Raw genomic sequence first — 13,272 nt, forward strand, 5'->3', positions numbered from 1 at the left:
TTTTATGCTTCATCGTTATTTGCCAATGACCGAAGACGACAAACAACAAATGCTAAAAGCCATTGGTGTCGAGTCGATTGATGAACTGTTCTCCGATATCCCAGAGAGCGTCCGCTTTAAGGGAGAGTATCGGATTAAGCAAGCAAAGTCAGAGCCGGAACTAATGAAAGAGCTGGCAGCGCTTGCAGCCAAAAATGCTGATCTTAAAAGCTATACTTCATTTCTTGGTGCCGGTGTATACGATCATTACATTCCAGTTGTTGTTGATCATGTGATCTCCCGCTCGGAATTTTATACGGCATATACGCCGTATCAGCCGGAAATTTCCCAAGGGGAGCTGCAAGCCATTTTTGAATTCCAAACGATGATTTGTGAGTTAACGGGAATGGATGTGGCCAACTCGTCGATGTATGACGGTGGCACCGCGTTAGCTGAAGCAGCCTTATTAAGCGCAGCTCACACCAAAAAGAAGAAAGTCCTGCTGTCAAAAGCTGTTCATCCGGAATACCGAGATGTCGTTAACACATACGCAAAAGGTCCAGGGCTTGAAGTTGTTGAAATTCCGCAGCAAAATGGTGTGACGGATTTAGAAATGCTAAAAAAGGAAATGAACGATGATGTCGCTTGCGTCATTGTACAATATCCGAACTTTTTTGGCCAAATTGAGCCATTAAAGGAAATCGAGCCGATTGCTCATTCAGGAAAAGGAATGCTGGTTGTAGCAAGCAATCCGCTTGCGTTAGGGGTATTGACACCTCCAGGAGCGTTTGGTGCTGATATTGTTGTTGGAGATGCGCAGCCTTTTGGAATCCCAGCTCAATTCGGGGGCCCACATTGCGGCTATTTCGCGGTCAAATCAGCGTTGATGCGAAAAATACCTGGGCGCCTTGTCGGACAAACGACAGATGAAGAAGGTCGCCGCGGCTTCGTGTTGACGTTGCAAGCGCGCGAACAGCATATTCGCCGCGATAAAGCGACTTCTAACATTTGTTCGAATCAAGCGTTGAATGCGCTAGCAGCCTCTGTAGCGATGACAGCCCTTGGCAAACAGGGAGTCAAAGAAATGGCGTTGATGAATATTCAAAAAGCGCATTATGCCAAAAATGCCTTTGTTGAGCGCGGTTTTACAGTGCCATTTACGGGCCCATTCTTTAACGAGTTTGTAATCAAGGTAAATAAACCAGTGAAGGAAGTTAATCAATGGCTGTTTGAAAAAGGCATCATCGGCGGCTACGACCTTGGACGCGATTATCCAGAATTAGAAAATCACATGCTTGTAGCGGTCACAGAATTGCGGACAAAAGAAGAAATCGACATGCTTGTGAAGGAATTGGGGGATTGTCATGCATAAAGATCAACCGCTTATTTTTGAATTAAGCAAACCGGGACGAATTGGTTACAGCTTACCGGAGTTGGATGTTCCTGCAGTAGATGTTGCTGAAGTGCTTCCAAGCGATTATATTCGCATGGAAGCAGCGGAGCTTCCTGAGGTGTCGGAGCTTGATATTATGCGTCATTACACTGCCTTATCGAAACGCAACCATGGCGTGGATTCCGGCTTTTATCCGCTTGGATCTTGCACGATGAAATATAACCCGAAAATTAACGAAAACGTGGCGCGGCTTGCCGGCTTTGCCCATCTTCACCCGCTTCAGCCGGAGGAGACGGTGCAAGGGGCACTTGAACTTATGTATGATTTGCAAGAGCATCTAAAAGAAATCACTGGAATGGACGCGGTGACGCTGCAGCCAGCAGCGGGAGCGCATGGAGAATGGACAGGGCTGATGATGATTCGCGCGTATCATGAAGCAAACGGCGATTTCAACCGCACGAAAGTGATTGTTCCGGACACCGCGCACGGAACGAACCCGGCGTCGGCGACGGTTGCTGGATTTGAAACGGTCACCGTTAAATCGACGGAGGAAGGGCTTGTCGATTTAGAAGATTTGAAACGGGTAGTGGGCCCGGATACAGCGGCATTGATGCTGACAAATCCGAACACGTTAGGTCTTTTTGAAGAGAATATTTTAGAGATGGCGGAAATTGTGCACAGCGCTGGCGGTAAATTATATTACGACGGCGCCAATTTGAATGCGGTATTAAGTAAAGCAAGACCTGGGGATATGGGCTTTGATGTTGTGCATTTAAATCTTCACAAAACATTTACCGGCCCTCACGGCGGCGGTGGACCTGGTTCAGGACCAGTAGGCGTCAAAGCAGATTTCATTCCATTTTTGCCAAAGCCGACCGTTGAAAAGGGAGAAAACGGCTACTACTTTGATTACGATAGACCGCAGGCGATCGGCCGCGTCAAGCCGTTTTACGGAAACTTTGGCATCAACGTCCGCGCTTATACGTATATTCGTTCGATGGGGCCAGACGGCTTAAAAGCGGTGACCGAATACGCTGTATTAAATGCGAATTACATGATGCGCCGCTTGGCAGAATATTATGATTTGCCATATGATCGCCATTGCAAGCACGAGTTTGTTTTATCAGGCAAACGCCAGAAGAAGCTCGGTGTCCGCACGCTTGATATCGCAAAACGTCTGCTGGATTTTGGCTATCATCCGCCGACCATTTACTTCCCATTGATCGTTGAGGAATGTATGATGATTGAACCGACAGAAACCGAATCTAAAGAAACGCTTGATGCGTTTATTGATGCGATGATTCAAATTGCGAAAGAAGCGGCAGAAAAGCCAGAAATTGTGCAAGAAGCGCCTCATACAACCGTTGTGAAGCGTCTTGATGAAACCACAGCAGCACGAAAGCCGATTTTACGCTATCAGAAATAAAAGAGAGAAGGTTATTTTGCTTTATACAGACCGAATTGGAAACGATTGGCAGTGAAGAAACGCAGCCGAGCGAAGCCAGTGACACAAGGTACCCCCGTTGGTTAACAATCTAAAAGAGCAGGCGCATGCCTGCTCTTTTAGGTGTATATGTTTGCTTTTTTCTAAAAGCCATTAGGGCTGCAAACCGATTCTTATACTTTTCAATCAATGAATAGAGTCGATCAAGTGATCTACTTAGTCTCTGCTATATATAAGCGATGAATGATTTCGATTCACTTGTGGATGATATTTACCCAACGAGAAGATCGAGCATATGGTCGATTCAAAAGCAGGATCGACGGTCAAAGACAATCAGTGGATTGGCTAAGTCACACTAAAGCGTGACCTGAAGGCGCTGTTGTTTCATCGCCCAGTCGCCTGCTTATTTGAGGGGGATATTGTGCCACAGGCAATGAAATTTGTATCGTGAACGGTCAGTGGCACTAAATGGCGCTGTTAAAATGGAAAGAGTATGGATGGCCTAATCCAAAAGGGGGGGAAGAAGGGCGCAACGGGAGCTGTTATTTGCATGCGAAAGTAAAAAGGGTGACAAAAACAGTCTGTCACCCGATCAAGCTTTTTTCTTCACTTTTCCCGTCCAGGTTTTAAAGCCACCTTTTAAGTGGTAAAGATCGCGGTAGCCTTTGCGGTAAAGCATTTGTGCTGCTCTTCCACTACGCAGCCCGCTTTGGCAATATAAATAAATAGGCTGATCCTTTCGCAATTCCTTCATTCGCATTCGCATTTGCGTTAGCGGGATATTGCGCGCCCCTAAAATGTGCCCAGACGCATATTCATCTGCTTCACGTACATCGATCAGCTGCGCTTTGCGGTAGCCTGCGCGAAACTCTTCTTCTGTTAGCGCTTTTACCATTCTGCGCTGCATAAAGTACATGGTTACTGAATAGACGATGATGGCGCCAAGCAAAATCCATATCCACTGCACGAGCAGAAAGCCCCCTTTTCCTCAACTTTCGACAACTTCTATTATATAGATGTCGAGCTTATGACGCAAAGTATTTTCACTTTTCTTTGTTTCTTTTGTTTGTTAAACTTATAAGCGCAAATAAGGAAAAAAGAAGGGTTGAAAATGGGAAAAGAAAGATGGCGATTTATCGATTCTGGAGATTGTTCTCCAGCGTTTAATATGGCTTTAGACGAAGCGCTGCTTGAGTGGCACAGCGAAGGCAAAATTCCGCCGACCGTTCGTTTTTATGGCTGGAATCCGCCGACGCTGTCGGTTGGTTATTTCCAAAAAGTTGAAAAAGAAATCGATATGGATGCAGTACGAAAAAGCGGCCTAGGCTTTATCAGAAGGCCGACAGGTGGACGAGGAGTGCTTCACGACAAAGAGCTCACCTATAGCGTCATTGTGTCTGAAGCGCATCCAGCTATGCCGGAAACGGTGACAGAGGCATATCGCGTCATTTCACAAGGAATTTTAGAAGGATTCCGTTTGCTAGGGCTTGACGCTTACTTTGCTGTCCCAAAAACGGAGGAAGAAAAGGCTAGTTTAAAAAATCCGCGCTCCGCTGTCTGTTTTGATGCTCCATCTTGGTACGAGCTTGTGGTGGAAGGAAGAAAAGTGGCTGGAAGCGCACAAACAAGACAAAAAGGAGTTATTTTGCAGCATGGCTCGATTTTGCTTGATTTAGATGAAGATTTGCTATTTAGCTTATTCAAGTATCCGAACGAGCGAGTCAAAGCTCGCCTGCAGCAAAATTTTAAAAATAAAGCGGTAGCTATTAATGAGCTCACCGATCGAAAAGTGACGATTTCGGAAGCAAAGAAAGCGTTTTATCAAGGATTTGAAAAAGGCCTTGATATCATTTTGGAGCCATACACGCTATCAGAAGCGGAAGTTGAGTATGTCAACGAACTCGCTAGAAAAAAATATGAGAGCGACGAATGGAATTTTAAGCGATAAACGCGGGCGACCACCGCGTTTTTCCGTTTTTTATAAAGGCAACTGGCAAAATGCTTCGTTTATCAGCAAAATGGCTTGAATTTTAACGATTTTCTTCTTTTTTCTCTAGTTTCTATTGTTTTTTTTATTTGACAAAATGAAAGAGAGTTGACCAATCATACAATATATAGTAGGTGTTGTTAAAAAAATAATACTATATATTGTTTTTTTGCTGGCGGTATGGTAATTTAATCTAGACAGAATTTGCAGGCAGAAAGATCATGTAGAATTAGAAAGAAGAGGAGAGATTGGAGAATGACGGTTGCGTCTTCGAAAAAAATGGGCATTAATATTGAAAAGCTGAATGAGGATATTCGCCTTTTTCCGCAAGTGCACCCAATTACAGAAGATATGAACATTACGCATAAAGGCGTGTCCCGTTTAGTGATGCTGGACCGCTACTCATTTAAGGACACGGAAAAGCTAACGATGAGCGTGGGCGATTTTGTTGTATTGACGGTCAAAGAGGATCCGAAGTTTCCAGCGCGTGGACTTGGCTTTATTGTCGATATGGATTGGGAAACGAAAAAAGCGAAGGTGCTGGTTGAAGAAGACTATCGCGGCGTGCTAGATGGTGAGGAAGCAGAAACGGGAATTGTCGTTCGCTCGTTAGATACGATTGACAAGCCGCTTGAAATTTTTTATGAGCAAATTGCCAAGCGAAATGCAACAGGGCTTGCAGCTGTGGAAGCAACAGAAGAAAAGCGGAAGGAATGGTTTAACAAGTTTTATCAAGAATTGTCCAGCCTCAATTTTATTCCGGCAGGACGCGTATTATACGGTGCTGGGTCGGGAACAGAAGTAACCTACTTTAACTGCTATGTCATGCCGTTTGTTAAAGATTCGCGCGAGGGGATTTCCGAGCATCGCAAGCAGGTAATGGAAATTATGAGCCGCGGTGGCGGTGTCGGTACAAACGGTTCGACACTTCGTCCAAGAAATGCGCTGGCCCGCGGCGTAAACGGAAAATCATCCGGATCGGTCTCATGGCTTGATGATATTGCCAAGCTTACCCACCTTGTTGAGCAAGGAGGCTCCCGTTAACCAAGCGCCACCGGCGGGAGTAAAATCTCGTGAATTGCTGGGACGCCCTAAAGCCAACTTGACCACAACGTAGCTGGCAACGGCAAGCGTGACGGTTGAAAAACAAGTTGGATGAAACAATGGGCTATCAGCAGCCAAGCTTCTCTGGAAACGGAGATGAAGGTTCAGAGACGATCGAAACCTCCTAAGACACTTAGCGTTAAGGAGGGAGTAGACTAAGCGGGCGGCAACGCTCGTTTAGAGCGCGAGACAAGGAGATACGTTCTCTTTGATGATAGAGTCCGACCTCTAGTGAAAGCTAGAGAGCTAGGCAGAAATGGCCTAGCCCGCTCCGATCGAGCGAGTAACAAAGAGCGAGGCGCACAAATGATTATGCTGGCAGACTGGCATCCGGATGTGATTGAGTTTATCATTTCGAAGATGCAAAATCCGCGCATTCTGCGTTATTTACTAGAAAATACAGAAGATGAGGGCATTCAAAAAGCGGCGAAAGAAAAACTGAAATTCACTCCGCTTACCGAGCAAGAGCGTGCGATGTACCAAGGAATTGTGAACTACAAAAATATGCCGGGATATGGCGGATTTTCCGAAAAGATTATTAAAGAAGCGGAAGAAAAGCTGCGGACGGGCGGCACTTACACCGTGCATAATCCAGATTTTCTAACAGGAGCAAACATTTCTATTTGCTTAACAAAAGAGTTTATGCAAGCGGTTGAGAACGATCAAGAATATGAATTGCGCTTTCCAGATGTTGAGACATATTCAGAAGAAGAAATGCGCATTTACAACGAAAAGTGGCATGAAGTTGGCGATGTACGTGAATGGGAAAAGATGGGGTATCGCATCCGTGTCTATCGCAAAATCCGTGCCCGCGAGTTGTGGAAGCTGATTAACATTTGCGCTACATACTCTGCGGAACCAGGTATTTTCTTTATCGACAATGCCAATGACATGACAAACGCAAGAGCGTACGGCCAAAAAGTCGTAGCGACGAATCCATGTGGTGAGCAGCCACTTGCACCATATTCTGTCTGCAACTTGGCAGCTATCAACTTGGCGAATATGGTCGATAAAGAAACAAAAACGGTTAACTATGACAAACTGAAACAAACGGTAGAAATTGGCGTAAGAATGCAAGATAATGTCATTGATGCAACACCATATTTCCTTGAAGAAAATAAAAAGCAAGCCCTTGGTGAACGCCGCGTCGGCCTTGGCGTAATGGGATTGGCCGATTTGCTCATTTACTGCGAAAAGGAATACGGCTCCGAAGAAGGTAACCAACTTGTTGATGAGGTATTCAAAACGATCGCGACGACGGCATATCGCGCTTCGATTGAACTGGCGAAAGAAAAAGGCAGCTTCCCGTTCTTGGTTGGCGAGACGGAAGAAGAAACGATGAAGCTGCGCGAAGCGTTTATTAATACCGGCTATATGAAAAAAATGCCGGATGATATTCGCGAAGACATTTTAAAATATGGCATTCGCAATTCGCATTTGCTAACGGTGGCTCCGACGGGTAAATAGTTGCCCCCTGTATTTGTAAAAATACAGTGAAAACTCGGCTGTATGCGGGGAACTCTGGCGTATCTCTTGCTACCTGTGCCTTGCCAGCACACAAAGAGGTAAAAATGCAAGAGTGTTGGATGAATCCTACCAGACAATCCGCAGGGAAGTCGTGGCTGACCCCTCAACGACTATACGCCGAGCAACCAAAATTCTTAACAGGAACACAAGTTCGTTGTATAATAATCTTATGGGAATATTAAAAAAGAGGTGTTCCTGTGAAAAAGAAATGTCTAAATTGCGATGGACAAATTTATGTAAAACCAAGCCAAGGTGAGAGAAAAAAGTTCTGTTCTCGGTCTTGTAAAGCTGAATATTTTAAAAAACCCCCCATCGTTTTGGAAAGAAATGAGTAAGAAAAGACTCGTTAATTGCTCATTCTGCGGGAAAGGAATCATCCGCAAACCTTCTGAAATTAGAGAAAACAACTTTTGTGATAGACATTGTAGAAGGAAGTATCTAAATTCAAAAAGAGTTATTGTCGTATGTAATAACTGCGGAACAAAATTTGAAAAAAAGCCTTCTGTTGTTAGGAACTTAAATTTTTGTTCTATAAAATGTATGGGGGATTATTATGGAAAGAGTGGAATGTTTTCCGGAGAAAATAGCGGCACTTGGGCAGGTGGAGATATAGAATATTACGGGCCCAATTGGAGAATTCAGCGTAGAAAGGCTAGAGAACGAGATAATTTTACTTGTCAAGATTGCGGAATAACAGAAGCAGAATACGGACAAGAACTCTCAGTTCATCACATTATACCTTTCAGAGCCTTCAACGGCGACTGGAAAAGAGCAAATGACTTGTCAAATTTAATAACTCTATGTGAACACCCTTGTCATCGCAAGAGACATTCAAAAGAATTTTGGTTGAAGATATAGTCTGACCCATATGGCGACATATGGAGCAGGTAGCAATCTTACCTGCCTTCTGTCCAATGTTGTATAGATAGAAGTAACACAAGTGAGTACCGGAACCATGGTCGGCGTTTCAACAGGATTAGAGCCTTACTTTTCCTTCTCTTATTACCGAAGCGGCCGTCTCGGCAAGTTTATTGAAGTGAAGGCCGATATTGTACAAGAATATTTGGACAGCCATCCAGAGGCAGATCCAAACAACCTGCCTCACTGGTTTGTAACGGCAATGGATTTATCGCCAGAGGCGCACGCGGATGTGCAATGCATCATCCAGCGCTGGGTTGACTCCAGCCTTTCGAAAACGGTCAATGCGCCGCGAGGCTATACAGTTGAACAGGTACAAAAAGTGTACGAGCGTTTATGGCGCGGCGGCGCGAAGGGCGGTACCGTCTATGTTGACGGCAGCCGAGATGCGCAAGTATTGACGTTGAAAGCAGAAGAAAACACATTTGAAGAACAGCTTGAATTAATTCCAGAAGAAGAAAAAGAAACAAAACGGGCGATTGTATTAATTGATACGATCCAAGATTTGCGCACGACCGATGTGACGATCGGTTCGGAAGTCGGCAACATTTGTCCGGTATGCCGTGAAGGAACGGTTGAAGAAATCGGCGGCTGCAACACATGCACAAGCTGCGGCGCACAACTGAAATGTGGTCTGTAAGCAATAAAAAACTGGCTCCAATCAATCGTGGAGCCAGTTTTTTATTCATAAAACGATGAAAGAGCAAATATAGTAGTATGAGGCATAATGAATAACTAAGGGGGAGAACGATGCTGATCCATGTTGTACAGAGGGGGGAAGCGCTCTGGACGATTTCTCAGCGTTACGGAGTATCGGTCGAGGCGATTATTACAGCTAATCAGCTGAAAGATGCTAACCGTCTTGCGATCGGACAGGAGCTCGTCGTTCCATCTTTATACCGCTATCATACGGTTCGTACAGGAGAAACATTATGGGCTATTGCTAGACAATACGGCGTTTCGCTTGAGTCTATTATTCAAGCTAATCGCATCAGCAATCCGTCTGTTCTTTATTCGGGAACAGTCCTTCTGATTCCGCCAAGAACTCACATCGTACAGCGAGGAGAGACGCTATCACAGATCGCTGCTCGTTATGGAACGACTGTGCCAGACATCGCGCGAGCTAATCAGATTGCTGATCCGAATAGGATTGTCGCTGGCATGGCATTGATGATTCCTCATCCTAAACCAACTATTGAAGTGAACGCTTTTACGATTGATGGAGGAGAAAAAGGAGCGCAACAAGTCCGAGAGGTAGGGCGTTATTTAACATACGCCTCTCCATTTGCTTATACGATGAGAGCCGATGGCGGGCTTAATCCGCCTAATGATGCTGCCATTATTGAAGCGGCAAGGTCGGAAAACGTTGTTCCGATGATGGCGATCACGAATTTTACGTATACAGACCCAGGCTCACGATTGGCGCAGACGATCCTTTCCAATCCGCAATTACAAAACCGGCTGCTTGATCATATAGTTCGTACGATGCACGAAAAAGGCTACCGTGGAGTGAATATCGATTTTGAAAATGTCTATCCATCTGATCGTGAACGGTATAACCAATTTTTGCAAAACGCTGTCGAGAGACTTCATCGTGAGGGCTACTTTGTTTCTACTTCCCTTGCTCCTAAAGTAAGTGGAGAACAACAAGGAATCTTATATGAGGCACATGATTACCCAGCGCATGGAAGAATTGTCGACTTTGTCGTGTTAATGACGTATGAATGGGGATACAGGCTTGGGCCGCCGCAGGCTATTTCCCCGGTTCATCAAATTAGAAGGGTGCTTGATTATGCCGTTAGTGTCATTCCGCGGAATAAAATTTTTATGGGGTTTCAAATTTATGCGCGGGATTGGGTTCTTCCTCATGTACAAGGACAAGAAGCGGAGACATTCAGTCCGCAAGAAGCAGTGGAACGCGCGATTCGTTATGGTGCGGTGATTCAGTATGATTATACAGCCCAGTCACCGTTTTATCGCTATGTCGACAGTCAAGGAAGAACACGTGAAGTTTGGTTTGAGAATGCTCGCAGCGCTCAAGCGAAGTTTGAACTAGTGAAAGAGTATCAGCTAAGAGGAATCAGCTATTGGGTTCTTGGTTATCCTTTTCCAGAAAACTGGGCGCTATTAGAAGACAATTTTCACATTCGTAAGCGATAATAAAAATGGTGCGTGTAAAGAAGGAAGATTCCGACGGCACGCACCTTTTCGTTTTGTTATTGACGGCAGGAAATATGCGCCTGCTGTCGCTGAAACCGATGGCATGGCCGCTGGTTTCGCTGGGAGCTTGATTAAACAAAAAAATCCCAAGCAACATCGCTGTTTTGTTGGTTCATACTAACCATAAGTATGAACAAAACAAGGAGGCGTACCTCAGCTATGGAACCATTTATTCCGCGGCTCGTTTATTTTGAACCAGAGGCGCTGCAATATTCTTTAGGCAAAGAGTTATATGAAAAATTCAAAAGTATGGATATTGAAATACGCGAGACAACGTCGCATAACCAAGTGCGCGGCATTCCGGGGGAAACGGAGTTGCAGCGGTACCGAAACGCGAAATCAACGCTCGTTGTCGGCATTAGGCGCACATTAAAGTTTGATACGTCCAAGCCGTCGGCAGAATACGCCATTCCTCTTGCGACAGGGTGTATGGGGCATTGCCATTATTGTTATTTGCAAACGACGCTCGGAAGCAAGCCTTATATCCGTGTATACGTCAATCTCGATGAAATTTTTTCCCAAGCGAAAAAGTACATCGATGAGCGCGCACCGGAAATTACCCGTTTTGAGGCCGCTTGTACGTCCGATATTGTCGGCATTGATCACTTAACTCATTCATTAAAAAAAGCGATCGAATTTATTGGAGCGACGGAATACGGACGGCTTCGCTTTGTCACGAAATATGAGCACGTCGATCATCTGCTTGATGCGAAGCATAATGGGAAAACCACCTTTCGTTTTAGTGTGAATTCGCGCTATGTCATTCGTCATTTCGAACCGGGAACATCATCATTTGAAGCAAGGATGAAAGCGGCGCGAAAAGTGGCTCGCGCCGGTTATCCGCTCGGTTTTATTGTTGCTCCGATTTATCGACATGATGGATGGAGGGAAGGCTATTTAGAATTGTTCCAACGTTTGTCTGAACAGCTTGCAGGAGTCGAGACACCTCATCTTTCGTTTGAATTAATCCAGCATCGCTTTACGAAACCGGCAAAGGCTCTGATTCAAAAGCGTTATCCAAAAACAAAGCTGGATTTGGATGAAAGCAAGCGAAAATACAAATGGGGGCGCTACGGCATTGGCAAATATGTATATCCAGATTCAGAGGCCAAGCAGCTGAAAGAAACATTCGAGTATTATATTGCACAATTTTTCCCTGAGGCAGAAATTCAATATTTTACGTGATTCGCTCTTTTCCTTGTCATTTCACTATAGCATGGTATAATAATACTGATTGTGATTTTTGGATGAGTATGGGTACGTATGGGAGGGAATTATGATGCCGACACCAAGCATGGAGGACTATATCGAGCAAATTTATAATTTAATTGAAGAAAAAGGATACGCGAGAGTATCGGATATTGCCGAGGCATTGTCCGTTCATCCCTCCTCTGTTACAAAAATGGTGCAAAAACTTGATAAAGATGAATATTTAGTATATGAAAAATACCGTGGCCTTGTTTTAACCGCTAAAGGGAAAAAAATCGGCCAACGGCTTGTATATCGTCATGAACTGCTTGAACAATTTATGCGCATCATTGGCGTAGATGAAGGGAACATTTATCAGGATGTAGAGGGAATTGAACATCATTTGAGCTGGAACGCTATTGATCGTATTGGGGATCTCGTTCAATACTTCCAAGAAGATCCAGTGCGTCTTCAAGCGCTCCGCAATATTCAAAAACAAAATGAACAACAGGCAGAGTAAGGATTTTCTTACTCTTTTTTATTTTTGATACTAAATCTCTTCCTCCGCTCTTATACATATATAAGATACGAATCGTCGCAGAGAGGGGCTGGCAGCATGGAGATTGACATCGTGCTTTCGGGGGGAGGAGTAAAGGGATTCGCGCTGGTGGGCGCCTATGAAGCGATCGAGGCAAAAGGGCTCCAATTAAAGCGAATCGCCGGCACGAGCGCAGGTTCAATGATTGCAGCGCTCATTGCAGCAGGCTATACAAGCCAGCAAATGATTGAGTTGATTGATCATTTGGATTTAAAGCAGCTGCTGGATAAGCGCAAGGAAGTTCTTCCATTTTCATTAATGAAGTGGGTGTTTTTATATTGGAAAATGGGATTATATAAGGGACAGGTGCTGGAGGAATGGATGGAGGAGGTACTGGCAGCCAAGGGAATTCGAACGTTCGGCGATTTGCCAAAAGACCGTTTGTATATTGTGGCATCCGATGTAACGAGCGGACGTATTTTGGTGCTGCCGACTGATTTGCCGCAATATGGAATTGATCCTGATACGTTTTCAGTAGCAAAAGCGGTGCGCATGAGTGTCAGCATTCCTTATTTTTTTGAGCCTGTTAAGCTCCAGACGGATGCCGGGAAATTCGTGGTTGTCGATGGGGGAGTGCTTAGCAATTTTCCTTTGTTTATTTTTGATGAAGAAAAGAAGGTGAAAAAGCGGCCTGTTCTTGGCGTTCAGCTTAGCGCTCGGCTTGATAAGCGGCCAAAAAAGCAAGTTCGCAATGCGATTGAACTGTATGAAGCGCTATTCAGTGCCATGAAGGAGGCGCATGATGCTCGCTACATCTCGCGGCGTCACGAAAAAAACATTATTTTTATTCCTGTTCGTAATGTATTATCTACAGAATTTTCAATGACTGGTGAGGAAAGAGACCATTTAATCGGTTATGGCAGACGCAAAACAGAGCTTTTTTTAAAAAAATGGACATACTAAAAAAAGAAGAA

General features: G+C 44.7%; 10 protein-coding genes and 3 pseudogenes. 12 read left to right on the forward strand and 1 reads right to left on the reverse strand.

The genetic code is table 11. The features are described from left to right. Positions 1–4: 4 nt before the first annotated feature. Together gcvPA and gcvPB are read left to right on the forward strand one after the other, a co-directional pair. On the forward strand, positions 5–1,351 hold the full coding sequence (gcvPA, locus tag GFC28_RS18240) for an aminomethyl-transferring glycine dehydrogenase subunit GcvPA (RefSeq protein WP_044744499.1): 1,347 nt from the start codon (positions 5–7) through the stop codon (positions 1,349–1,351). Next, the gene (gene gcvPB / locus GFC28_RS18245; protein WP_044744498.1) at positions 1,344–2,798 is read left to right on the forward strand and encodes an aminomethyl-transferring glycine dehydrogenase subunit GcvPB; all 1,455 of its coding nucleotides are present in this window, start codon (positions 1,344–1,346) and stop codon (positions 2,796–2,798) included. Before gcvPA ends, gcvPB begins: the two co-directional genes overlap by 8 nt. A 610-nt stretch (positions 2,799–3,408) precedes the next feature. Here the strand turns inward: gcvPB and GFC28_RS18250 are convergent. Beyond that, complete coding sequence (locus GFC28_RS18250) at positions 3,409–3,732, reverse strand: rhodanese-like domain-containing protein (protein ID WP_275900426.1); 324 nt, start codon at positions 3,730–3,732, stop codon at positions 3,409–3,411. A 195-nt stretch (positions 3,733–3,927) separates the two neighbouring features. Between GFC28_RS18250 and GFC28_RS18255 the strand changes: the two genes are divergently transcribed. The 10 genes and pseudogenes from GFC28_RS18255 (at position 3,928) to GFC28_RS18295 (ending at position 13,261) form a co-directional block, all read left to right on the forward strand. Continuing rightward, on the forward strand, positions 3,928–4,764 hold the full coding sequence (locus GFC28_RS18255) for a lipoate--protein ligase family protein (RefSeq protein ID WP_044744496.1): 837 nt from the start codon (positions 3,928–3,930) through the stop codon (positions 4,762–4,764). A 294-nt stretch (positions 4,765–5,058) separates the two neighbouring features. After that, a pseudogene (locus tag GFC28_RS18260) lies at positions 5,059–5,844 on the forward strand (ribonucleotide reductase N-terminal alpha domain-containing protein); the annotation flags it as partial. 357 nt (positions 5,845–6,201) lie between these two features. Beyond that, positions 6,202–7,368 (forward strand): annotated as a pseudogene (locus tag GFC28_RS18265) (vitamin B12-dependent ribonucleotide reductase); the annotation flags it as partial. Positions 7,369–7,631: 263 nt separating this feature from the next. Further along, the gene (locus GFC28_RS20345; protein ID WP_442854560.1) at positions 7,632–7,769 is read left to right on the forward strand and encodes a hypothetical protein; all 138 of its coding nucleotides are present in this window, start codon (positions 7,632–7,634) and stop codon (positions 7,767–7,769) included. Positions 7,770–8,001: 232 nt separating this feature from the next. Continuing rightward, positions 8,002–8,292: an HNH endonuclease gene (locus GFC28_RS19905; RefSeq protein WP_044744495.1), complete on the forward strand. Its 291-nt coding sequence runs from the start codon at positions 8,002–8,004 to the stop codon at positions 8,290–8,292. An 85-nt stretch (positions 8,293–8,377) separates the two neighbouring features. Beyond that, a pseudogene (locus GFC28_RS18275) lies at positions 8,378–8,992 on the forward strand (hypothetical protein); the annotation flags it as partial. A gap of 110 nt (positions 8,993–9,102) precedes the next feature. Beyond that, the gene (locus GFC28_RS18280) at positions 9,103–10,512 is read left to right on the forward strand and encodes a glycoside hydrolase family 18 protein (RefSeq protein ID WP_044744493.1); all 1,410 of its coding nucleotides are present in this window, start codon (positions 9,103–9,105) and stop codon (positions 10,510–10,512) included. A 219-nt stretch (positions 10,513–10,731) separates the two neighbouring features. After that, positions 10,732–11,757: a spore photoproduct lyase gene (gene splB, locus GFC28_RS18285; RefSeq protein WP_044744492.1), complete on the forward strand. Its 1,026-nt coding sequence runs from the start codon at positions 10,732–10,734 to the stop codon at positions 11,755–11,757. Positions 11,758–11,851: 94 nt separating this feature from the next. Next, a complete protein-coding gene (gene mntR, locus GFC28_RS18290) occupies positions 11,852–12,280 on the forward strand; it encodes a transcriptional regulator MntR (RefSeq protein ID WP_044744491.1) in 429 nt (142 codons plus the stop codon). A 96-nt stretch (positions 12,281–12,376) separates the two neighbouring features. Next, positions 12,377–13,261 (forward strand): patatin-like phospholipase family protein, encoded by an 885-nt coding sequence (locus GFC28_RS18295; RefSeq protein WP_044744490.1) that lies wholly within the window; start codon positions 12,377–12,379, stop codon positions 13,259–13,261. The last annotated feature ends 11 nt before the right edge of the window (positions 13,262–13,272 follow it).

Source organism: Anoxybacillus sp. B2M1, from assembly GCF_001634265.1.
In the GTDB taxonomy this organism is placed as follows: Bacteria; Bacillota; Bacilli; order Bacillales; family Anoxybacillaceae; genus Anoxybacteroides; species Anoxybacteroides rupiense.

Excerpts from the sequence above, each read along its gene's own strand:
- gcvPA (WP_044744499.1), top strand. The coding sequence starts at position 5 with ATGCTTCATCGTTATTTGCCAATGACCGAAGACGACAAACAACAAATG.
- gcvPB (WP_044744498.1), top strand. The coding sequence starts at position 1,344 with ATGCATAAAGATCAACCGCTTATTTTTGAATTAAGCAAACCGGGACGA.
- GFC28_RS18250 (WP_275900426.1), bottom strand. The coding sequence starts at position 3,732 with ATGTACTTTATGCAGCGCAGAATGGTAAAAGCGCTAACAGAAGAAGAG.
- GFC28_RS18255 (WP_044744496.1), top strand. The coding sequence starts at position 3,928 with ATGGGAAAAGAAAGATGGCGATTTATCGATTCTGGAGATTGTTCTCCA.
- GFC28_RS19905 (WP_044744495.1), top strand. The coding sequence starts at position 8,002 with ATGTTTTCCGGAGAAAATAGCGGCACTTGGGCAGGTGGAGATATAGAA.
- GFC28_RS18280 (WP_044744493.1), top strand. The coding sequence starts at position 9,103 with ATGCTGATCCATGTTGTACAGAGGGGGGAAGCGCTCTGGACGATTTCT.
- splB (WP_044744492.1), top strand. The coding sequence starts at position 10,732 with ATGGAACCATTTATTCCGCGGCTCGTTTATTTTGAACCAGAGGCGCTG.
- mntR (WP_044744491.1), top strand. The coding sequence starts at position 11,852 with ATGCCGACACCAAGCATGGAGGACTATATCGAGCAAATTTATAATTTA.
- GFC28_RS18295 (WP_044744490.1), top strand. The coding sequence starts at position 12,377 with ATGGAGATTGACATCGTGCTTTCGGGGGGAGGAGTAAAGGGATTCGCG.